This is a genomic window from Shewanella sp. 10N.261.52.F9, assembly GCF_041471165.1.
Lineage (GTDB): Bacteria > Pseudomonadota > Gammaproteobacteria > Enterobacterales > Shewanellaceae > Shewanella > Shewanella marinintestina.
In genome coordinates this window covers 31,044-52,194 of sequence record NZ_JBFRNX010000012.1, presented here as the reverse complement: position 1 = coordinate 52,194, position 21,151 = coordinate 31,044, and the positions used below count along the sequence as shown (strand labels likewise).

The 21,151-nt window shown below is 42.8% G+C and carries 20 protein-coding genes; 11 read left to right on the top strand and 9 right to left on the bottom strand.

Features of this window, described 5'->3' with window-relative positions:
- The first annotated feature begins 21 nt into the window (after positions 1-21).
- Positions 22-1,731: a chloride channel protein gene (locus AB4298_RS07945; protein ID WP_371986283.1), complete on the top strand. Its 1,710-nt coding sequence runs from the start codon at positions 22-24 to the stop codon at positions 1,729-1,731.
- An 80-nt stretch (positions 1,732-1,811) separates the two neighbouring features.
- Here AB4298_RS07945 and AB4298_RS07940 read toward each other — a convergent pair whose 3' ends face one another.
- Positions 1,812-2,603: a hypothetical protein gene (locus AB4298_RS07940; protein ID WP_371986281.1), complete on the bottom strand. Its 792-nt coding sequence runs from the start codon at positions 2,601-2,603 to the stop codon at positions 1,812-1,814.
- Between the two features lie 732 nt (positions 2,604-3,335).
- On the opposite strand from AB4298_RS07940, the gene AB4298_RS07935 reads away from it, so the two are divergent.
- The 5 genes from AB4298_RS07935 (at position 3,336) to AB4298_RS07915 (ending at position 6,974) form a co-directional block, all read left to right on the top strand.
- On the top strand, positions 3,336-3,656 hold the full coding sequence (locus AB4298_RS07935; protein ID WP_371986280.1) for a c-type cytochrome: 321 nt from the start codon (positions 3,336-3,338) through the stop codon (positions 3,654-3,656).
- Positions 3,656-4,882 (top strand): molybdopterin-dependent oxidoreductase, encoded by a 1,227-nt coding sequence (locus AB4298_RS07930; RefSeq protein ID WP_371986279.1) that lies wholly within the window; start codon positions 3,656-3,658, stop codon positions 4,880-4,882. The genes AB4298_RS07935 and AB4298_RS07930 overlap by 1 nt, the downstream gene beginning before the upstream one ends.
- Positions 4,882-5,271 carry a cytochrome C gene (locus AB4298_RS07925; protein ID WP_371986278.1) on the top strand — a complete coding sequence of 130 codons (390 nt, stop codon included), beginning with the start codon at positions 4,882-4,884 and terminating at the stop codon, positions 5,269-5,271. The genes AB4298_RS07930 and AB4298_RS07925 overlap by 1 nt, the downstream gene beginning before the upstream one ends.
- Before the next feature lies 1 nt (position 5,272).
- On the top strand, positions 5,273-5,668 hold the full coding sequence (locus tag AB4298_RS07920; RefSeq protein WP_248997623.1) for a c-type cytochrome: 396 nt from the start codon (positions 5,273-5,275) through the stop codon (positions 5,666-5,668).
- 199 nt (positions 5,669-5,867) lie between these two features.
- Positions 5,868-6,974 (top strand): glucosaminidase domain-containing protein, encoded by a 1,107-nt coding sequence (locus AB4298_RS07915; protein WP_371986277.1) that lies wholly within the window; start codon positions 5,868-5,870, stop codon positions 6,972-6,974.
- 76 nt (positions 6,975-7,050) lie between these two features.
- Here AB4298_RS07915 and lgt read toward each other — a convergent pair whose 3' ends face one another.
- Positions 7,051-7,866 carry a prolipoprotein diacylglyceryl transferase gene (gene lgt / locus AB4298_RS07910; RefSeq protein ID WP_371986276.1) on the bottom strand — a complete coding sequence of 272 codons (816 nt, stop codon included), beginning with the start codon at positions 7,864-7,866 and terminating at the stop codon, positions 7,051-7,053.
- 252 nt (positions 7,867-8,118) lie between these two features.
- Between lgt and AB4298_RS07905 the strand changes: the two genes are divergently transcribed.
- The 3 genes from AB4298_RS07905 to nhaD all read left to right on the top strand — a co-directional run bounded on the left by AB4298_RS07905 (position 8,119) and on the right by nhaD (position 12,237).
- Positions 8,119-9,138 carry an aspartate carbamoyltransferase gene (locus AB4298_RS07905; protein WP_371986275.1) on the top strand — a complete coding sequence of 340 codons (1,020 nt, stop codon included), beginning with the start codon at positions 8,119-8,121 and terminating at the stop codon, positions 9,136-9,138.
- Between the two features lie 26 nt (positions 9,139-9,164).
- The gene (gene hemL, locus AB4298_RS07900) at positions 9,165-10,454 is read left to right on the top strand and encodes a glutamate-1-semialdehyde 2,1-aminomutase (protein ID WP_371986274.1); all 1,290 of its coding nucleotides are present in this window, start codon (positions 9,165-9,167) and stop codon (positions 10,452-10,454) included.
- A 535-nt stretch (positions 10,455-10,989) separates the two neighbouring features.
- Entirely contained in the window at positions 10,990-12,237 is a 1,248-nt protein-coding gene (gene nhaD / locus AB4298_RS07895; RefSeq protein WP_220782777.1) for a sodium:proton antiporter NhaD, read from the top strand.
- A gap of 91 nt (positions 12,238-12,328) precedes the next feature.
- Here nhaD and AB4298_RS07890 read toward each other — a convergent pair whose 3' ends face one another.
- Both AB4298_RS07890 and AB4298_RS07885 read right to left on the bottom strand, forming a co-directional pair.
- Positions 12,329-13,426: a general secretion pathway protein GspB gene (locus AB4298_RS07890; RefSeq protein ID WP_371986273.1), complete on the bottom strand. Its 1,098-nt coding sequence runs from the start codon at positions 13,424-13,426 to the stop codon at positions 12,329-12,331.
- On the bottom strand, positions 13,426-15,039 hold the full coding sequence (locus AB4298_RS07885; protein WP_248997629.1) for an ExeA family protein: 1,614 nt from the start codon (positions 15,037-15,039) through the stop codon (positions 13,426-13,428). The genes AB4298_RS07890 and AB4298_RS07885 overlap by 1 nt, the downstream gene beginning before the upstream one ends.
- Positions 15,040-15,477: 438 nt before the next feature.
- On the opposite strand from AB4298_RS07885, the gene AB4298_RS07880 reads away from it, so the two are divergent.
- The gene (locus AB4298_RS07880) at positions 15,478-16,707 is read left to right on the top strand and encodes a multifunctional CCA addition/repair protein (protein WP_371986272.1); all 1,230 of its coding nucleotides are present in this window, start codon (positions 15,478-15,480) and stop codon (positions 16,705-16,707) included.
- Between the two features lie 225 nt (positions 16,708-16,932).
- A complete protein-coding gene (locus AB4298_RS07875; RefSeq protein WP_220782781.1) occupies positions 16,933-17,199 on the top strand; it encodes an Lpp/OprI family alanine-zipper lipoprotein in 267 nt (88 codons plus the stop codon).
- 262 nt (positions 17,200-17,461) lie between these two features.
- Here the strand turns inward: AB4298_RS07875 and AB4298_RS07870 are convergent, their stop codons facing one another.
- Genes AB4298_RS07870 through folB form a run of 5 tightly spaced genes read right to left on the bottom strand, consistent with a single transcriptional unit; the run spans position 17,462 to position 20,967 of the window.
- The gene (locus AB4298_RS07870) at positions 17,462-18,361 is read right to left on the bottom strand and encodes a L,D-transpeptidase family protein (protein WP_371986406.1); all 900 of its coding nucleotides are present in this window, start codon (positions 18,359-18,361) and stop codon (positions 17,462-17,464) included.
- Between the two features lie 52 nt (positions 18,362-18,413).
- The gene (locus AB4298_RS07865; protein ID WP_248997632.1) at positions 18,414-19,247 is read right to left on the bottom strand and encodes a putative RNA methyltransferase; all 834 of its coding nucleotides are present in this window, start codon (positions 19,245-19,247) and stop codon (positions 18,414-18,416) included.
- 50 nt (positions 19,248-19,297) lie between these two features.
- Entirely contained in the window at positions 19,298-20,098 is an 801-nt protein-coding gene (locus tag AB4298_RS07860) for an undecaprenyl-diphosphate phosphatase (RefSeq protein ID WP_248997633.1), read from the bottom strand.
- 23 nt (positions 20,099-20,121) lie between these two features.
- A complete protein-coding gene (gene folK, locus AB4298_RS07855; RefSeq protein ID WP_371986270.1) occupies positions 20,122-20,613 on the bottom strand; it encodes a 2-amino-4-hydroxy-6-hydroxymethyldihydropteridine diphosphokinase in 492 nt (163 codons plus the stop codon).
- Positions 20,614-20,967, bottom strand: a complete 354-nt coding sequence (gene folB / locus AB4298_RS07850; RefSeq protein ID WP_248997635.1) for a dihydroneopterin aldolase — start codon at positions 20,965-20,967, stop codon at positions 20,614-20,616.
- Positions 20,968-21,151: the final 184 nt, after the last annotated feature.

The following is a 21,151-nucleotide window of genomic DNA, read 5'->3' as shown; positions in this document are numbered from 1 at the left end:
AACATACATTCTGGAAATTACGTGCATCAGGCAATCGTAAAAAAGCGAGAGCAGTTTCAAAAATACCTACATACCGACCTTAAAGACATATTGTCTCAGTCCAAGGTCAGCGTGCAGTTATGTTTGCTCGCATTACTCTTTGCACTTTTTGCATCTGGCGTCATTCTTCTATTTCGATTATTACTAGTCTGGTGCGACACCTTCACCAAGACCCAAGAACTGAATTTTACGGATATCATCGAAGACTGGCGAGTATTATTACCGCTTTTCGGCTCCTTTTTAATCTGGGGTGTCGCAAAAATGGGATCTCAGCGTTATAAACGTATGGGGATAGCCTATGTTATTCACCGAGTTAAGCTACATTACGGTAAAATCCCCTTACAATCTGCTCCAGGCCAGTTCTTTCAGGCATTATTCGCACTAGCGACTAATTTTTCAGTCGGTCGAGAAGGCCCCGCCATCCATTTAGGTGCAGTTAGCGCTAGCGTATTAGCTGAAAAATTTAATCTCCCCGATAACAGTGTGCGAGTCATGTGTGCCAGTGGCATTGCAGCAGGTATTTCCGCTATTTTTAATGCGCCGCTGGCTGCGGTCATCTTTGTATTTGAAGTGGTTCTGCGAGAATACAAAATCCACTACTTCTTCCCTATCATGCTATCGGCAATCTGCGGGGCACTGAGCAGTCAGCTAGTATTTGGCGACGTACATGAGTTTGAGCAGATTGGTGTTGCAGTCATTCCTTTAAACCAATACCCGTTGCTGGCAATTTTCGGTGTGGTGCTGGGTTGTATTGCAGCCTTCTTTAATACCAGCTTATTAAAAGTCACCGAGATGGGCCAAAAGTGGCCTCTGCTAAATCGATTATTATTAGCCGGTGCAGTAACAACTTTAGTCGGCTTAGCCTTACCTCAAGCAATTGGCAGTGGAGAGTTAGCCATTGCGGAAACCATTAACCAGCACCCTAGCATTTTGTTTTTAACCCTAATTTTAATCGGTAAAATTATTGCGACCATTGCTGCGATAGGCTTAGGTATACCTGGAGGCTTAATTGGTCCCTTATACGGCATTGGAGCCTTACTCGGCACTATTTTAGCGTTAATTAGTGCGCTTATGTTCCCAAGCATCGCTCCTTATATTGGCTTGTATACCATCATAGGTATGACGGGCATGATGGGAGTTTGCTTAAGTGCACCGTTAGCCGCGTTAGTCGCATTAATCGAGCTCACCAACAACGCATCGATTATTCTGCCCTCTATGTTCGTGGTTATTCCTGCATTTCTTATCGCGCACCAGGGCTTTAATACCAAGTCGATATTCTTTAGGCAGCTTGAAATCATGGGGCTCGGCTACAAAGTTGCACCGGTAAATCTTGGCCTACAAAAAGTAGGTGTACGCCATTTAATGGATAAGCGTTTTGTGATTGTAGACAATAATGATGAGTTACTTTTAGAAGTATTAAAACGTGCAGAGGGTCGCTCTGTATTAGTCCGTAATAGCAGCGGTTTAGTCGAAATGTTACAGCTTGAACTACAAGTGCGCGATGAAGATACCACCTTAACTCACCACCCTATTCAAGGGTTACCTGACTCCAGCACCTTAAATGAAGTCTATCAACTACTTTCTAAAGAGCGTCGCGGTGAAGTGTATATATACCAACAAAGCAAGGACAATATCGTTGGAGTGATCAATTGGATGGCGTTACAAAAAGAGATCCGCTCTGGGCAAGTTTAAGCTTTTTGATTACCGCCTAGTAAACAAAGGCATCAGCAAAAAACGACTTTCTTTACTTCACAATAATGGTAATACTTTTATTAAGGTAGCGCATTACGCCTACGATAAGCGCGGATATAGTGTTGAACGCTTGCAAGTAAAAGTAAGTACAGGGTTGCCAATATAAACGACACTACAGTCCCTGCAATCAGTCCTATTTTTGGATACAAGTATGCGATTGAGGCAGCATATATCATTAACGCCCCGAGACCGAAAGGATAATGTTTAATGATGGTATGCGCTTTTGCTGAACCATAACTTAGGTGAATAATCATTAAAAAAGGCAATAAGGTAATTGGAAAAGCCGATAATACTCCCGCCCAATTTTCATTAACGACCCTAGCAATCCCAGTGACAATCAACACGATTAACGCCGCAGTGACAGCCCTAAATAACGTAATTTTAAAGGTGGTAGGCAATTTATCATCAACTTCTGCATCGCGTATTTTGCTAAGCAAGCCGCCAAACACCAATACGGCGAGCAAGCTTAAAATAAAACTGATGTTAAGAGTGAAGCTAAATAAGCTAATCAGATAAGCGGCAATTAAAAAGCTACTCACAGCCGCTATTGTCGACAGAAAGCAGTTTAACCCGTTAGTGACTTTTACTCTTAGCTGCAGAAGTGCACTCGTATAGTAATAGCTACAAACCAACACCAAAGACGCACTAAAGCCAGCTAAAGTATAAATTGCGCTGCTAGCAGCAAATTCAGGTGAAATCTCTAGGCCAATGTAAAACAATGCAATTGCCGTCCCGAGTGGATAGCCAGACAAAATCCCAGCCACTTTAGGGCTGACATGTTCTGCTACGAGGGATAATCCAAGCACAGCCATAATAGATACTAAAATTTTGGAAACAAATATCAGCTCAAACATTAGATATGAACTCAGGCCCTTTGGTTTGTTTATATTACTTAACTCCACATTAAAAATAACCCCGCATTAAAATCCATCTAGTTCTAAAATTAGTCCCGTTTTGAAATTGGTTTCAACGTGTCCAATAGCGATGGCTTAAAACAATAACCAACAAAAAATAAACTTAGTACATAACAATAATTTCAAATCATGCTTAACAAACCTAATAGTTCGCACTGACAATTCAATCTTGCGTACTATCCAAAATAACTAAAATCCAATAAAGCGCCAACCCAAATAACATACAATATTGTTTATAATTCCCCCCCACCAGCGACTAACAACTTAATTCGCGTATATTCAATACCATAGACCAATAATCCAACAACAATCATTACACAACTCCGTTACCACCATTAATTAACTGGCTAAAGCTAATTAAACGCAAAACCTTTCTAAAAAGTCGATACTTTCACAACTTTTTAGAATTTTTTACAGGCTAAAGGTCACATTTTTCTGTAGTTTTACGAACTCAATCGCCTTCTTATGCCACAAAACGAAAAGATGCATCCGATGGCCTTGATATAAAAACGTTGCAGGGTCGTGATTTGATATTTGTAGTAATCGAGCTCTTTGCAAAGGGAATGTGATTTTCTTATTTAGAAAGCCGCTGACCGAACGTAAATAACATAATCCCGATAAGGGCACGTAATGAGTGTATTAAAAAATAAAATAGCAGCACTAGTCATGATCTCTGCCTCAATGTTTGGCTTCAGTAGCCAAGCACAGGCTGAAGATGATCAGAAGCTGCTCAAAATGTGTATCGCTTGTCATGGAGTCGACGGTAGTAATCAATTCGCCTCAATCCCTAATTTAAAGGGGCAAAACGTGCAATACATGGTTGGACAATTAAAGAACTTTAAAGCAGATAAACGCCAAGATAAGACTATGAGCAAAGTCGCCAAACTGTTAACTGAAGAGCAGATGCAGGCTATGGCGATTTATTTCAATACCGGTAAGGAGCAAGATTAATGGCTATCGATAGACGTAATTTTTTAAAGGGCGCTGCGGCGACCTCTGTAACAGCCATGCTGCCACTAAACTGGGCATTTGCATCTAATCGCCCAGCTGGTATTGAGCCAATGGACGTATCTGCTGTTAAGTGGAAGAATGTAGATGACTTACCAAGCCACTTTAAAGTGCTTAACTCAAGCCCATTAAACGCATTCCCTCCAGAACATCTGCTTGCCCCAGTAAAAACTCCAGCCGACGTAGCCTTTATTCGCTGGAACGGTCAGATGCCAGAATTCGATAAGATTGATCCAGATACTTGGGAGTTCACCGTTGATGGTGAGTCAATCGAAACGCCTAAAACATACACTATTGCTGAACTAAAGAAGAAGTTCAAAACTCACACTCAGCAGTTAGTGCTGGAATGTGGCGGTAACAGCCGTGAAAACTTCTACCCCAATGCCAAAGGTAACCAGTGGAGTAATACGGCGGTATTCTGCGCTGAGTGGACTGGCGTATTAATTAAAGATGTATTGGCAGACTGTGGTGTGAAGAGTGACGCTGTTTACACTGCTCACTACGGCGCAGACAAACATATCAGTGGCAAAGGCGCGGCAATATCACGCGGTGTACCAATCGATGCGGCAATGAACGAGAACGGCATGATTGCCTGGGGCATGAACGGCGAAGATATTCCATACATGCACGGTTACCCACTGCGTATCGTATTCGGTGGCCGTCCTGGCTCTGTTTCACAAAAATGTGCCACAGGTATGGGCGTTCGCGATCGCGTTCATGACGGTAAGAAGATGGAAGCGCCAGCTTACCAAGTACCAAAATTCCCAGTTGCACCTGGTGAGAAAGTAGAAAATAAAGACTTTAAGATTATCGAAGAGATGATTGTTAAGTCGTTAATTACTTCGCCACAAACCGGCACTGAAATGCCACTGGGCAAAACGCTTTCAGTAAGCGGCCATGCATGGGCTGGTATGCGTGATGTGGCAAAAGTTGAAGTCAGCTACGACTACGGTACAACTTGGAAAACAGCCTCATTGACTAAGCCTGTAAACCCTACAGCTTGGCAACAATGGAACATTGACCTTAAGTTGCCACAAGCTGGCTACTATGAAATCTGGGCACGTGCGACCGATACCAAGGGTGATACTCAGCCAATGGTTCAACCACAGTGGAACCCAAAAGGTTACCTATTTAACGGCTGTCACCGAGTGGCAGTAAGGGTCGTATAATGAGAAAGACTGTGTTTACGGCAAGCTTGCTTGCCTTAAGTTGCCTCTCTCCTGCGATGGCTGCTGATGCAGCTAAAAGCTACCCAGTAGATCCTGTTTCAGGGCTAATTATGGCTCCGGGTTGGGAGATGGTTAACTACCAGTGTAATGCTTGTCACACCTCGTTGATTATTCCTCAAAACAAGGGTAACCGCGAAGTTTGGCGCGATACTATTCAATGGATGGTTGATACTCAAGGTTTGTGGGATTTATCTGACACTTGGGATCCTGTTCTAGATTATCTATCAACTTATTATGATGAGACAGGTATCGACATGAAGATCTTTAGACGTAAGCCTTTGGATAGCGACCAAATGCCGCCTATTCCAACAGCGACTAAGGAAGACTAATATGTTGAAGTATAAAATCATAGCCGGCAGCTTGTCTTTGCTAATGGTTACTGGAGTGTCAGCGCAAGATACCTCTTTTAAGGATACTCTGGCATTACAAGGACTAAAGCTTGAGGCGAAGGCCTTAAACTATCAAGCTGATGCTAGCAAAGGTGAAGCACTGGCTAATCAACGCTGTATCGCTTGTCACGGTGATGCCATGCTCGGCATGATGAAGACATACCCTGACTTGAAAGGCCAAAAAGCAGCTTATCTGTTTAAGCAATTAGTCGACTTTAAGCGCGGCGATCGCGCTGACCCACTGATGCAAGCACAGGCGGGTATGCTATCTGAAAATGAAATGAAAGATGTTGCCTATTATTACTCAACGCAAACAGCGTCTAATTTAAGTCAGTAACAGACCTCTATTCAGTAAAGCAATTAAACTAAAGCCCAAATACCCGAACTTTGCATCGGTGGTTTGGGCTTTTTTATTGCCTGCTTATGTATTCAAAAGCCTTTGTTCAGCTAAAGGAATAAAAACAAAAAAAGAATCTTGGTCTGATTTAGGCTAAATTAAGTTAAGTATAAAGCCCCTCAAACATAAAGGACTGTTTATGCTTAAAAAGCCCCAAACACTTATTGCCCTTGCAGCCATCATGCTAGTCCTTGTCCTCTATGCAGCGAATTCTCAGTTTAATCCTGAAAGTGCAGGTCATACGGTTACGAATAAAACTCAAGAACCAATATCGCTAGAAAAGATTGAAAAATCAAAAACTGACTCTTCTAAACTCCAAGCAGATAACAGTCAAAAGCAAAATGTAACAGCAGCAGATTTAGCCACTACACCTAATTCAAATGAAACTCAAACCAGCTTTACTACCGTATCAGACAAGCGGCCGACCAAAATGCCAAAAGATATTCGTATCAACTCGCTTGATGAGTTGATGGCTTTATTTGATTCACTCAACTACAACACAAAAAGCTGGCAAGAAGGCAATAGAGAGGTTCCTCGCCTTACGTTTGAATCGGTAAGTGAGCGCTGGCAGAAGACTTCTAATGAAATACCGGTACAACAAAAAAAGATGGTGTTCTTTCGCTTGCTTGCACCTCTTATCTTGGTCGCTAACGAGAATATTTTACTAGAACGCAAGCTGATTACCGAAGCGCCGCTAAACGATGCAGTACTACAAAAAATTGCTCATAAATACAAAATCACCAAAGACGACAATACCGCACTTACCGAGGAACAACGCCAGGCACTATTAGAAGAAGTTGATATCATGCCGCCATCATTGGTACTGGCTCAAGCGGCAGAAGAAAGTGGCTGGGCAACATCTCGCTTTACGGTTGAGGGCAACGCATTTTTTGGTCAGTGGGACTTTAGCGGCAAAGGTATGATCCCCAAGCAGCAACGTAAAGAGTTAGGTAACTATGGTTTAGCCCGCTTTGACACGCCACTGGCATCTGTAGAAGGTTATATGCTTAACCTCAACACTAACAATGCCTATAAAAAACTAAGAGAGTTACGGGCAAAGCTGCGGGCTCAAAATAAACCCATTACCGGAATGGAACTAGCGGGTACATTAGATAAATACTCAGAACGAGGCCAAGCCTATATCGATGGCATACGGCAGATGATTAGCTACAACAAGTTAGATCAGGTCGATGAAGCTTATTTAAGTGATGCAGCGCCACTGCATTTAATCCCCCGCCCCGACTGATTATTCGTTTTACAACTCACATAAAAAAGCCGTAAACATTAAGTTTACGGCTTTCATTTAGTACAGCTGAATTTAGTTAAGCTTTCGGTTTTCTCACATAAGGCAAAACCAGTAGCACCACACCCACGACTAAGAAAGGAATACTCAGTAGCTGACCTGCGCTAAACGTCCATGCATCGGCGTACACAGCTTGCTTGACCTTCACCATCTCAATTAAGAAACGCGCACTAAATACTAGCACTAGGAATAATCCAAAAATCGCGCCGTGCTTTTGCTTCATATCAGTCAACTTATAGATAGCCCAAAGCAAGGCAAAAATTGATAAGTAAGCAATGGCTTCATACAGCTGTGCAGGGTGGCGCGGCAGCATATCGACACGCTCAAATACAATCGCCCAAGGTACAGTGCTCGGTAAACCTAAAATCTCTGAGTTAACAAAGTTAGCCATACGAACAAAGAAGCCAAATATTGCCGTGGCAATCGCTAAACGATCCAGTAAGAACAAGAAAGGCAACTTCACCTGACGCTGATAATAGTACAGCGCTAAAATTGCGCCTAAACCACCGCCATGACTGGCAAGACCGCCTTCCCAGATAGCTAAAATTTTCAGAGGATGACTCAAGTAATACGCTGGGTCATAAAACAAACAATGGGCTAAACGCGCGCCAACGATAATGCCCACCACACAATACATCAGCAGATTATCAAGCGACTCTACCGGTAGGTTTTCTTTAATATAAATGCGTTTCATCACCTGAAAGCCTGACGCAATCGCCAGTGCAAACAAAATGCCGTACCAATGTACCGTGAGCCCCATTACACTTATCGCGATAGGGTCAATATTCCAAATAAAATGGTCCAAACTAAGCCTTCCAAATATATTGTTGTGCATTGAAAATATGATTACTCATGCGCATTTTTACGCTTCAACAAGCTGTTTGGCAAGGTTTTCGCTAGATTTGCCGCAACAGAATGTTTCAAGGCACCGTGATAAGTCAAAAATCTATATAATTTAATCCATTGTTCTGTACTTGTGATATTTATCTGCCCATTAGATTCTGCTATAGTGCCGCCTCAGCCACCCTACATAAATTTGGGCTATAGCGTCGCTATACCGCCCCTCAGAAATTGGAAATATAGGCTGATGACTCAGTTTCAAGGTTCGCACATTCTGTCGGTAAACCAACTTGATTTGGAAGCCGTTGAAAAAGTTTTCTCCGTTGCTACTCGCATGACTCCCTATGCTTTAAGACAAAAACGTACCACTGTTTTAGACGGTGCAGTTTTAGGCAACCTATTTTTCGAACCGAGTACCCGTACTCGCGTCAGCTTTGCTAGTGCTTTTAACCTACTTGGCGGTCGCGTTAACGAAACCGTTGGCATGGCATCATCGTCATTATCAAAAGGCGAATCGCTTTACGATACTGCCCGCGTACTCTCTAGCTACTCTGATGTCATTGCTATGCGCCATCCAGACTCTTTCTCGGTGAGTGAGTTTGCTAAAGGTAGCCGCGTGCCAGTTATCAACGGCGGAGATGGTGCTAACGAGCATCCTACTCAAGCACTTTTAGACCTGTTTACCATTCAAAAAGAACTGGCAGCAGGCGGTCGTGACATAAGCGGCATGAATATCGCTATGGTGGGTGATTTGAAATTTGGCCGTACAGTCCACTCTCTTTCGCGTCTGTTATGCATGTATAAAGATGTCAGCTTCACACTCGTATCACCAAAAGAGCTAGCAATGCCTGACTCTGTGATCAGTGACATTGAAAATGCTGGCCATAAGATCACAATAACAGATCAACTTGAAGGCAATTTAGATCGCGCTGATATACTCTATTTAACGCGTATTCAAGAAGAACGCTTCCCCTCTCAAGAAGAAGCGAACAAATACCGTGGTAAGTTCCGTTTAAACCAAAGTATTTATACACAGCATTGCAAATCAAACACTGTGATCATGCATCCATTGCCACGAGATTCTCGTGAACAAGCAAACGAATTGGATAACGATCTTAACGACCATCCAAATTTGGCTATCTTTAGACAAGCCGATAATGGTCTGTTAATCCGCATGGCGCTGTTTGCACTGACGTTAGGTGTTGACTCTCAACTTGAGCAGTACGAACGCCCTGTTAATTGGTATTCTCGAAAAGCTGATTTTTAAATCGGCTACAAATTTAAGGATTAAAAATGACTCGTTCTGACGAACTATTTGAACAAGCTAAAAAGACCATCCCAGGTGGCGTAAACTCTCCAGTACGTGCATTTTCTGGTGTAGGTGGATCACCTCGCTTTATCGAAAAAGCTGATGGCGCTTATATTTTTGACGCAGATGGCAAAAAGTATATCGACTACGTAGGTTCTTGGGGCCCAATGATTTTAGGCCACAATCACCCTAAAATTCGTCAAGCGGTATTAACTGCTGTTGAAAATGGCCTATCTTTTGGCGCACCAACTGAACTTGAAATCACTATGGCTGAGAAAGTCATCGAGATGGTTCCTTCAATTGAACAAGTTCGTATGGTGAGTTCAGGTACTGAAGCCACCATGAGTGCTATCCGTTTAGCACGTGGCTTCACTAGCCGTGACAAAATTCTTAAGTTTGAAGGCTGCTACCACGGCCACGCTGACTGCCTACTAGTAAAAGCAGGTTCTGGCGCACTAACTCTGGGTCAGCCAAGCTCTCCAGGTATTCCTGAAGATTTCGCTAAGCACACGCTAACAGCAACTTACAACGATCTAGATTCAGTTAAGGCTATCTTCGAGCAATACCCTGAAGAGATCTCTTGTATCATCATCGAGCCTGTTGCAGGCAACATGAACTGTATCCCGCCAATCGACGGTTTCTTACAAGGTCTACGTGCTATCTGTGATCAGTATGGCGCACTGATGATTATCGACGAAGTAATGACAGGTTTCCGCGTATCTAAGAGCGGCGCACAAGGTCACTACGGCGTCACGCCAGATCTAACAACTCTAGGTAAAGTTATCGGTGGCGGTATGCCAGTCGGTGCTTTCGGCGGTCGTAAAGATGTCATGCAGTTTATCGCACCAACAGGCCCAGTTTACCAAGCAGGTACACTGTCTGGTAACCCAATTGCGATGTCTGCTGGTCTTGCACAGATGGAAGCGCTTTGTGAAGAAGGCGTTTACGAGCAACTAGCAGCTAAGACTGAGTATATTGCTGAAGGCTTTAAAGCTGCGGCTAATAAGCACGGCATTCCAATGGCAATCAACTACGTTGGTGGCATGTTCGGTTTCTTCTTCACTGACGAAGAAACTGTGACTAATTTTGCTCAAGTGACTAAGTGTGACACTGCGATGTTTGCTGAGTTCTACCACCTAATGCTAGACGAAGGTGTTTACCTTGCTCCTAGCGCTTATGAAGCAGGTTTCTTATCACTTGCTCATGGTGAAGAAGAGCTTGAGGCAACACTAGCAGCTGCTGATCGCGTATTTGCCAAGCTTGCTAAAGCATAATTACGCTTAAGCACTCGGTTACACGTAATGGCTTAAACGTAATAGCTAAACATCAAAGGAACACTTATTAGTGTTCCTTTTTTATATCTGTAACGCCCGTCAATGCAAAAGGGATGCGCTCGTCTAACTTCCCTCTTTAACGCTTTCCGCGCTGCCACAGGAAAATAGGTGAAATACCTTACGCTACACGGTTAACGATAAGTTTCGCCAAAAAAACTCTTAGAACAGCATACATAGCCTATTCAAATGATGCCGCATGTCCAGCAAAGACAACCGCAAAATTAGTAAAAACTAAACAACGACAGTTATTATCCCTATTTAGGTTGTAGAATTTAGTTTATATCGCTAAATACTCACAAAACCATCACAACACAGATCACGTTACACGCAAAAGTTAGAGGTAAGTATTAGTTGCCTTATGCTTTTCACTATGGTCTGATCGCCCCCGCTTCACCCACAAACCTTAAAATAAACTTAAATTGGCGACCCAGCATAAGTTTAGGTACGTCATAACATCACCAATGTGAGTAGCCCTATGTTGTACGCATTTTTGATTTCACTCGCAGTACTGGCTTTATTAAGTATTGTGTTTGAAGAGGTCACCCACCTCAATAAAGCAAAAACCACGCTGTTTTTTGGCTGTATTTCCTGGATAGCCTTGTTTATGGCAGCTGGCGACCCAAGCCATGAAAAGCTCGTCGAACACCAACTCAATGAAAACCTGTTAGAAATAGCAACTCTTTGGCTGTTTTTAATGTCAACAATGACTTTTGTGGCCTACCTTAATGCCAAGGGCATGATTCAAATCTTGGTGCAAAAGCTGTTTCCTCAGCGTGTATCTGTACGTATGTTGATGATACAAGTCGCGATGTTTTCGCTGGTCTTATCGGCTATTTGTGACAATGTCACTGCAACCTTAGTCTCTCTTGGCTTACTCACGACGTTTAAACTCGATAAGCACATACGTAGGCGTATGGCCGTACTTATTATCTTTGCCGTTAACTCTGGCGGCGTTGCTTTGATTACAGGTGATGTGACCACCTTAATGATTTTCCTTGGCGGTCATGTCGGTATGTCAGAATTGCTCATGCTATTTGTGCCAGCGGCCATCAGCGTCATGCTCTTAGCCTTGCTGTTTTCGTTAAAAGCTGAGGGGCAAGTCAGTACCAGCCCTATCACTAAGCAAGTGCGATCGGTTGATATACTCATTGCGGTGATCTTCTTTACCACTATCGTCATGACGATGGCTCTCAATATCCTATTTGGTATTCCACCAGTTTTAACCTTTTTAACCGGCCTTTCAGTGATGTTTTTAGTTGGACATACGACTAGAAGTGATAAAGAAGAGCTGCAAATCCTTGAGTATATTCGCCAGGTCGAGTACGACACACTGCTATTTTTCTTAGGTATTTTACTGCTAGTTGGCATGCTTAAAGAAATAGGTACGCTAGATTTACTCGCCCAAGTTTACGCTCAGTATGATCCCAACATTTCGAATTTTGTTGCTGGTATTGGCTCGGCGCTGCTAGATAATGTGCCACTGACTGCCGCGCTATTAAAAGCAGAGCCAGTGCTCAACACGCCTGAATGGTTAGGTTTAACTTATGCCGTAGGCGTTGGTGGTTCACTGTTAGTGATTGGCTCTGCGGCTGGGATTATTGCCATGAGCAAAGTGAAAGAATTGACCTTTGTCAGCTACCTTAAATATGTACCAGCACTTAGCCTTTGCTACACAGTCGGTTATGGGCTAACACTGTTTTTGGCTTACTATTTATATAATTAATTGCTATTCGTCAGAATGATAAAAACAAAAAGGCCTAACGTGAGTTAGGCCTTTTTGTTAATGCTGCACATTGTTTTATATGCGCGTTACTCTAGATTGCAGGTACTTTAAATTCAGTACCTTGAATCGCTAGCACCACATCTCTTGGCCTTATTTCAACAATAGTCAATTTACCTTGAATACTGTCGCCCTCTTGCAACTCTGCCCCATCAACATTTAACCAACGGTTATCAGCCACACTTGAATAAACATGAGCATTGATATTGAATTCTGGTACTTGTAGCTGCAACCCTGCTGGTAATTGACCATATTTAGGGATAGCGTCAGACTTAGGTGTTGTAGGAATAGGATCCAGCTTCGCTTCCGTCACTGGTGTTTCTACCGATTTTTCTCGCTCTACATCTTTTAAAGCCGCCTCGAAAGCTGCCAGCAGATTATTGTTAGGATCGGGCTCATTTGTTTCCAGTCCCACTTCATTGGCGGCGTACTCAACTTCATACTTCAAAGAGTCGAGTAAATCGTTACCGCGCTTATTGCTATTGGCCCCTAAAATTATTGGCTCATAATCATTACTATAACGATTATTATCTTCTACGACGGTATTAACTTGCTGCTTTGTCGCCGTCTGTGGAAATTCTTGTTCAACACTTTCTTGTGCGTTGAGTAAGGCTGCCATTAATGGGTTGTCTAACGCCTCATCATAATTATTACTGATGTAATTAGCCGCTTCTGGTTGAGTAGAGTTAGCTCTTGAATTAGCCCCAGTATTAAAGCCTGAACGACCACTGACATGTAGCGCTGTCTGCGGTGCTAGCGTCTGCGCGACCGGCAAGGCGACTTTGCCCGCTAATCGAACCTCAGCTACTGGCTTTTGCTGAGTAGTACTATTTTGACTACTGATGTTTTCAGTGCTGATATTTTCACTGCTGGGATTTTGGCTAATGCTATCCGGAGCAGTATGTTCATGGATAGACGAGACTGTCTCAGTTATAGGCGAAAGCGCTTTACTTACCAGCCAAGCCGCAACAACCATCAATAACAATGAAAGCACGAAAAGAGCCGCAAATTTAACGCCTCCATGATCCTGTTGCTTCGCTTTATATTGCGCTCTTGGCGTTAACACCACATCATGGGTAATGGCTTGAGATTGCTGTTTATCGCGCGTCACCGCATCGAGTAAAATCGACATTAATACAACCTCTTGCTTTGACCTAGGCGCGGGCCAGCCTCACTCAAGTACAAATTCAGCTGTATTAACGTTTGTGAGCCAGCAATGCCATCTGCAATTAATCCATGCTGACGCTGAAACGCCTTAAGCTTTTGCTCAAGTTCAGTGTCGAAATGGTCCACTAACCGTGGCGCGCTATCGGTCACCCGCGCTAAACTATTTTCTAACCACTGTACTTGGGCTTGATTCGCCGATTGACCAATCTCTTTGGGTTGATTTCGTGGCGCCTGCCACAATATTTCAAACGTACCGGTAAAGTGTCGATTAAACCAATCGCGGCTAACCCATAGTTGCTGCTCATTAAGTTGCAGTAGCACTTGTTCGCCTTGTCTAGATATCAAGGTGCCATAGAAAGCTTGTTGGTTATCATCGGCGAGATAAACCACTGCAGGGTAATTTAGCCGTACCAATGAGTGCCAATTACCTTGCTGCTGAAAACAATCTAAGCCTTGCTGCTGCGCAGACTGACAAGCTGATAGACCGATATAGGGTACTTTACCCCACAAGCCCAAAATACTGGCATAAGCGCTATCAATATCTCGACTTTGAGAAATCGCATTATTCAGCACTCGCTGGCTACTGCTTAATTTTTGGCTTTCCACTTTGGCCTGAGCATTCACTTGAGCCGCTGGCTCTGTTTTCGATACTGTTTTTGCAGTATTCACTGCCTGATTATTTTGCGGCAGAAACAGGTATAAGGCAGCGCCAAAAGTCAAAGCTAATGATGCCGCTATTGCCACGGGCTTTAATACATTGTTTTGTTTTGGTTCTTCACCTAACACTTCAGCTGATGCTAGGCGTATCATTTTGTTATCAATCGGCACTTTCGATTGGGCGTAACTCGCCATTAACGCGCGTTCGCATAATAGATTTATCAGGCGGGGAATACCGCCGCTGTATTTGTGTAACGCCTTAATCGCACTCTTATGAAATAGCGGCTCATGACGCCCAGCGACTTGCAGACGATGCTGCACATACAGCGCTACCTCTTCTATGGTTAATGGCAACAAATGGTATCGCGCTGTAATGCGTTGCGCCAATTGACGAAGCTCTTGGCGCTTAAGCAATTGCTGTAATTCAGGCTGACCAATCAAGATCACCTGCAGCAGCTTTTTAGTGTCTGTTTCTAGATTTGTCAGCAATCTTAGCTGTTCTAGCACTTCAGCCCTAAGATGCTGTGCCTCATCAATAATCAATACCGTGTTACGATCTTTACTGTGATTTTCAAGTAAGAATTTACTGATTAAATCCGTTAATTGTTTAAGACTTGGATCCTCGCCATAAACAATCCCGAGCTCATCGCATAAGGTCGCAAGCAGCTCCGACTCTGTTAGCGATGGATTAAGAATAAACGCGGTATCTGTATTATCTGGCAGCTGTTTTAATAGGCAGCGCGATACAGTGGTTTTACCTGTACCCACTTCTCCGGTTAACAATACAAAACCGCCGGTTTCACCTAGCCCATAAGTTAGATGTGCCAGCGCTTCTCTATGGCGATCACTTAAAAACAAATAGTGAGGATTTGGTGCAATAGAAAACGGATTGTCATTTAAGCCAAAGAAAGCCTTATACATGCGAGCTTTTATCCTTTTAAAACCATGCAAAACTTACCTCGATTTTGGGTAAGCACTTTAATACGCTAGTCACACTATACCACTGCCATAGTGTTAAACACGGGTTAGGCATAATATTAACTAAATTGCTAAAACTAACGCTAGAGCTTTAAATACACTATTAATAGCCAATACGCAGCTCACGTTAAAGCTAAGAGCAATGCTTGTCAAAATTTGCCGCCACTAAATAAGCTTTAGCGCACATAATACCGCTTAACATAAAGCCGTGATTAACACTGTTTTTGAGCCTCGCTGTTATAGTATCAAAGCTGCATTAATTTAATGCAGCTTTGACCATAATGCGGGTAAATATGGTGATGTTGAACAAAACATAAATGCCCAAAGCAAAAACTCGAACCATGTTACAATCACAACCCTGTTATGTAAGTGAGCAATCTTGTGAAAATTTACCTCGTTGGCGGCGCTGTCCGCGATAAATTACTTAACCTTGAAGTGAAAGATCATGACTATATGGTTGTCGGTGCAACGCCTGAGCAGATGCTGGCTAAAGGATTTACTCAAGTAGGCAAAGATTTCCCGGTATTTCTACACCCAAAGACAAGCCAAGAATATGCCCTTGCGCGCACTGAGCGTAAAACTGCGAAAGGTTATGGCGGCTTCAGCGTGGATGCAGCCCCCGATGTCACCTTGGACCAAGATTTACTTCGCCGTGATCTCACGATAAATGCTATTGCACAAGATGATGCGGGTAACCTATATGATCCTTACCAAGGTATTGTCGATCTTGAAAAGCGTCTACTCAGGCATGTATCAGATGCATTTATCGAAGATCCGCTTCGAGTTTTACGCGTTGCCCGTTTTGCTGCGCGCTTTCACTCTTTAGGTTTCAAGGTTGCGCCAGAGACGATGGCATTAATGACTCAGCTTAGCGAAAGTGGTGAGCTAGAAGCATTAACGGCTGAACGTGTTTATGTCGAACTCAATAAAGCGTTATCCACTGATGCCCCGCAAATCTTTTTTGAAGTCTTGAGACAATGCGGTGCGTTAGCGGTTCTATTCCCCGAAATCGAAGCATTATTTGGTGTACCGCAACCAGAGAAGTGGCACCCAGAAATCGATACGGGCGTGCATACATTAATGGTACTAGAGCAAACCGCGAAGCTCAGCAAAGATAACTCTGTGCGCTTTGCCGCTTTAGTCCATGACCTAGGTAAAGCTCTAAGTCCAAAAGAGCATCTGCCAAAGCATCACGGCCACGGGCAAAAAGGCTTACCGTTAATCAAAGCACTATGTACACGCTTTAGAGTACCTAATGACTACCTAGATTTAGCGCTTTTGGTTAGCGATCAACATCAAAATATTCATAAAATCACCGAACTCAGAGCAGACACCATAGTAAAACTGTTTGATAAAGCTGATTTTTGGCGCAAACCCCAACGTCTTGAACAGCTCTTATTGGCCTGTGAAGCAGATAGTAAAGGTCGCAAAGGACTAGAATTGAGTCCTTACCCACAAGCTGCCTATCTAAAAAGCTGTTTTTCAGCTGCCTCAGCGGTTGCAGTTCAATCTATCATTGCACAAGGCTTTAAAGGCGCGGACATCCGTACGCAACTCAATATAGCTAGAATAGCTGCAGTCCAAGAGATTAAAGAGTTACGAGGCATTTAGACTAAATAAAAAACATAATAAGTTCACATTTATGAACTAAGATTATACATACCTTGTTCACGGTTTATTTGCACTTAACTTGCAATTGCTCAAATTTTCACTAAGTTATTCAGAGCTTAGCGTTAAAAGGCATAGCAAAATTTTTTCTCTGTGACATAATTAACGAGTTCAGTTGTGATGTGCAGCTGTGCTTATTTAAACCAACCTATATAAAGGGAATTCCCGATGAATAAAAAAGTACTTATGATTGCTGGTGTAGCAATGACTGCCCTTCTAGGTGGCTGTGCAAACACTACTGCTCTTGAAGAAAGCGTTGCAAACCTAGGTAACAAAGTTGACCAGCTTTCAGCTGAAGTTAGCTCTCTAAAATCAGATCACGGTAAACTGTCTGCAGACATCAACGATGCTAAAGCAGCAGCTATGGACGCACAAGCAGAAGCTCAGCGTGCTAACGACCGTATCGACAACGTAGCATCTTCTTACAAGAAGTAATTACGTTTAGGAGCTTTACCTGCTTTTAAACAGGTTAGATCCAAAGGCTTGGTTTCGAGTATTACACTTGACCAAGCCTTAAATTTATCTGCTATCAGCTGCGCTTAATCTGCTAAACAACGTCTCTATTTACCTTTACTACATTATCCGTAAATATAAACATCACATTCTATGAGCTCACTCCGTAAACTTGCAGACACAAAAAAGCGCCCACTAAGGACGCCTTTAAACAGTATTTGAATCTGTATTTAGCGATTAATAATTAGCTTTGAATATTTACAGGGATCCCTGCTTGGCTAAGTAAAGCGTCATTAGCTTTAGTGTAATCCACTTCATCTTTACCGATAAACTCAACCACACCACGTTTCATTTCACGAACAGTATTATCGCCACCATCAGCGGTAGATAAAGGTGAATGTACCTCTATAAGCTGACGACCATCAGGCTCAGTTGAGGTTTTAACGGTTTCATTAATGATAGTGACCTGCTCGCCGTACTTAACTTTATCAAACAACCATTCAATATCATCTGGATTTAGGCGGATACAGCCCGCACTTACGCGCATACCAATACCAAAATCCTTATTGGTGCCATGAATTAGGTAACTACCATCCCCATAAGAAAGCTGTATTGCAAACTTACCCAATGGATTATCTGGGCCAGCGGGAACAACTCTAGGAAGTACCTCTCCACGTTCTTCTAAGTGCTCTTTACGAATGCTCGCAGGTGGTGTCCAACTTGGGTTAGGAATGCGTGACTTAATCTTAGTGACCATTTCAGGTGTTTCACGACCAACCCGGCCAATACCAACCGGGAAAACATGCACTTCTTTACCGCCTTTAGGAAAGTAATATAAGCGCAGCTCTGCCAAGTTAATCACCACGCCTTTTCGCGGCACATCAGGGAGCAACATTTTCGTAGGGATCAACAAGGTCGTTCCCGGTGTTGGTAAAAATGGATCGACACCGGGATTAGACTGCATCAATTCCAAAATACCAATATTGTATTGCTTTGAAATAGTCTGGAAATAATCGCCCTTTTGCACCACATGTTGCTGTAGCTCACCAACGAGGCGACTACCATCTTGAGCAATAGGATAAACATTAGCAAAAGATGCCAGTGGCAAAAACGCTAAGATGAACAACAGCAAATTACGCATCATCAGTTTTCGATTTCCATTTAGTTGAATAAGCAAAGGTTACCCCGTGCGCAAATTATTTTCTAGTCATCACGTTAATAACAAAGTCGACTTCTAATGTATCGAACTGAGCGTGTTGGATATCATGTCTCACTTTGTCATTTGCTCGCCATGCATAAGGAGTCATCTCAAGCAAAGCAATCGCTTGCTCTCCAGACACGCTTACTGACAGCGATATACGTTCACTATGTAACAAGGTTAGCTCTTTCGGTAAATTGTCGCTAACAGGCTTTTCAGATAGATCTGGGTAGATAAATTCACGTATTTGCCATAAATGTCTTGGACCAGCTGCAACCTGCAGTAACACGCCATCTTGCTTTAACACTCGAGTCAGTTCTTTACCTTTTAATTGCTTATCAATCAATGTCACTAAATCAAAGCTATCATTAGCAAAAGGTAAATGCTTAAGTGTTGATACAATGTAGGTTGGGCTACTCTCAGCTTTAGCTGCCGCGAATATCGCATTTTCAGCCTCACAAATTCCCGTTTGGCTTAATGCTAACTCTGGTTTTAACTCGGCTAAAATCCCTTTAATCGTCCGCAGGAAGTAACCATCACCACAATCATAGTCAAGTTGCGATAATGCCTTTGCCGAGGTCACCAGTGGTAAATCTGCAATCACCTTCGCAATAGCTTGCGCTAACGGAATATAAATTCCTGACTCCAAAACATAACGCTTAGCGCGCATCACTGCACGTGAATCCGCTTTTGGCTTTTTCGGTTGGCTAAATACCCAGTAGCCATGTTCGTTAATGTCAAAATGGTGCTTGTTTTCGCAATGTAACCCTTTTGACTCTTCATGCACCTTAAATGGTGACTGACATACAGGGCAAAGATAAATACTATTCATATCGTGCTCATCATTAGCTGGATAACTAAAACGTTAAAGGAATGGTCTATTTAAAGAAAAATAAGACCACACAACACCACACCTAATGCTAGGCGATAAATAACAAATGGTGTCATTCCCATCTTGCTAATGATCTTTAAGAAATAATGGATACAGATGTAGGCTGCTAAAAACGAAACCACAATCCCTAAGCCTAACGCTTGATAATCGATAGCTTGACCACTTTCTAGTAAGTCCTTAGTCACCAATATTGCAGCGCCTAGGCTGACAGGCACGGACATTAAAAATGAAAAGCGTGCAGCTGCCTCACGTGTTAAGCCTAACATTAGTGCTGCTGTAATGGTCGCTCCTGAGCGAGATGTACCAGGGATCAGTGCCATAGCCTGTGCAATACCGATGATGAGAGCCTTTTTCCAACCTACTTGAAACTCGTTAAAACCTTGGCGCTGCATTCTATCTGCCCACCAAAGTAATAAACCAAAGATAATTGTGGTAGCAGCTATGACTTCCATATTACGCAAATGCGTAGAAATAAAATCTTTTGCAGTAAAGCCCACAATAACCGCTGGGATAGTCGCTAAGATAATCCACCAAGCTAGTTTGCTTTCTTCAGTTTGTTTACGGCTAGCAATACTGCCGGTCCATGCGGTAAACATAGAGAATAGTTCGCGACGAAAATACATCACTACAGCTAATAGCGAACCGGTATTTACAGCAACATCAAATGATAAACCTTGATCTTCCCAGCCTAAAATTTGCGCGGGTAAGATAAGGTGTGCAGAACTAGAAATCGGTAAAAACTCGGTGAGGCCCTGAATTAGAGCCAATATAATCACCTGAAAGGTATCCATAACTATCCTAAATTAATATGGGTTTAAGCAGACCAATTAAATTCAACTGGCCATAGGGATTGCTGTTGCTTGTCATAATTATCCCAAAGGGTTTGGTACGACTGATTAACAACAGGGTGCAGCAAAGATGGGGCGACTTCCGCTAATGGCCATAATACAAAGGCATTATAAAGAATTTCAGCCCGAGGTAGTTCTATCGGCTGCGAACTGACAATGTCGTCATACAGCAATAGATCTAAATCTAACGTTCTTGGGGCAAACTTTTTAGCGCCTTTTACTCGGCCGTGATCTTGCTCAATCTGCTTAAAGGTACTGACAACCTCAGCGATTGATAGCTCAGTTTCGGCAGCAACAACCATATTTAAAAAGTTAGTGCCGTCAAAGCCGACCGCTTCACTTTCAAATACAGACGACAGTTCCAATTGTTCAAAATGATAATCAAGATCAGTTAAAGCAGCCTTAAGGTGACGCTCTGGCTCAATATTACTGCCAAGGCTAATAAAAATCTTAGCCATCTATGCGTGACCTCGCTCAATCTCAACACCAACCGCGGACGCTGTAGGCACTGCACCAGGCTTCATCACCTTGACTTTAACCCAAGGCACATTAAATTCAGCCATCACATAAGTTGCGATCATTTCTGCCACAGTTTCAATCAACTCGATAGGCTTTTCGGTAATTAAAGCCGTTAATTTATTTGAGACCGTTTCATAACAAAGGGCATGTTGGTAATCATCACTAGCCGCAGCAGGACGGTTATCCCAAGCCATATCTAAATCAATAAGCAAACTCTGGTGAATTTGCTTTTCCCACTCATAGACCCCGATTACGGTTTCAATTCTAAGCTCTCTAATCAGTACTTTATCCATGATTTCTCCAAAACTCTAATCCATGACACTGAGGTCTGATAAGCTAAAACGGACAAAAGGGATATAATCCGCCGCAAAGCTAAATAATACGCTAACGCTCTTTATAACGAGACCAAAGCAAAGTAGGATAAGCCTCGCTATATAAAGATTAATAAAAAGTTGTCGCTTTTAGAGCAAGGCTGCT

Coding starts and splice junctions, on each gene's coding strand:
- lgt (WP_371986276.1), bottom strand. CDS start 7,866: ATGCACAACAATATATTTGGAAGGCTTAGTTTGGACCATTTTATTTGG.
- AB4298_RS07930 (WP_371986279.1), top strand. CDS start 3,656: ATGGCTATCGATAGACGTAATTTTTTAAAGGGCGCTGCGGCGACCTCT.
- AB4298_RS07890 (WP_371986273.1), bottom strand. CDS start 13,426: ATGTCGATTTTACTCGATGCGGTGACGCGCGATAAACAGCAATCTCAA.
- AB4298_RS07915 (WP_371986277.1), top strand. CDS start 5,868: ATGCTTAAAAAGCCCCAAACACTTATTGCCCTTGCAGCCATCATGCTA.
- nhaD (WP_220782777.1), top strand. CDS start 10,990: ATGTTGTACGCATTTTTGATTTCACTCGCAGTACTGGCTTTATTAAGT.
- AB4298_RS07935 (WP_371986280.1), top strand. CDS start 3,336: ATGAGTGTATTAAAAAATAAAATAGCAGCACTAGTCATGATCTCTGCC.
- AB4298_RS07905 (WP_371986275.1), top strand. CDS start 8,119: ATGACTCAGTTTCAAGGTTCGCACATTCTGTCGGTAAACCAACTTGAT.
- AB4298_RS07940 (WP_371986281.1), bottom strand. CDS start 2,603: ATGGCTGTGCTTGGATTATCCCTCGTAGCAGAACATGTCAGCCCTAAA.
- AB4298_RS07865 (WP_248997632.1), bottom strand. CDS start 19,247: ATGAATAGTATTTATCTTTGCCCTGTATGTCAGTCACCATTTAAGGTG.
- AB4298_RS07870 (WP_371986406.1), bottom strand. CDS start 18,361: ATGATGCGTAATTTGCTGTTGTTCATCTTAGCGTTTTTGCCACTGGCA.
- folK (WP_371986270.1), bottom strand. CDS start 20,613: ATGGCTAAGATTTTTATTAGCCTTGGCAGTAATATTGAGCCAGAGCGT.
- AB4298_RS07920 (WP_248997623.1), top strand. CDS start 5,273: ATGTTGAAGTATAAAATCATAGCCGGCAGCTTGTCTTTGCTAATGGTT.
- folB (WP_248997635.1), bottom strand. CDS start 20,967: ATGGATAAAGTACTGATTAGAGAGCTTAGAATTGAAACCGTAATCGGG.
- AB4298_RS07885 (WP_248997629.1), bottom strand. CDS start 15,039: ATGTATAAGGCTTTCTTTGGCTTAAATGACAATCCGTTTTCTATTGCA.
- AB4298_RS07875 (WP_220782781.1), top strand. CDS start 16,933: ATGAATAAAAAAGTACTTATGATTGCTGGTGTAGCAATGACTGCCCTT.
- AB4298_RS07860 (WP_248997633.1), bottom strand. CDS start 20,098: ATGGATACCTTTCAGGTGATTATATTGGCTCTAATTCAGGGCCTCACC.
- hemL (WP_371986274.1), top strand. CDS start 9,165: ATGACTCGTTCTGACGAACTATTTGAACAAGCTAAAAAGACCATCCCA.
- AB4298_RS07925 (WP_371986278.1), top strand. CDS start 4,882: ATGAGAAAGACTGTGTTTACGGCAAGCTTGCTTGCCTTAAGTTGCCTC.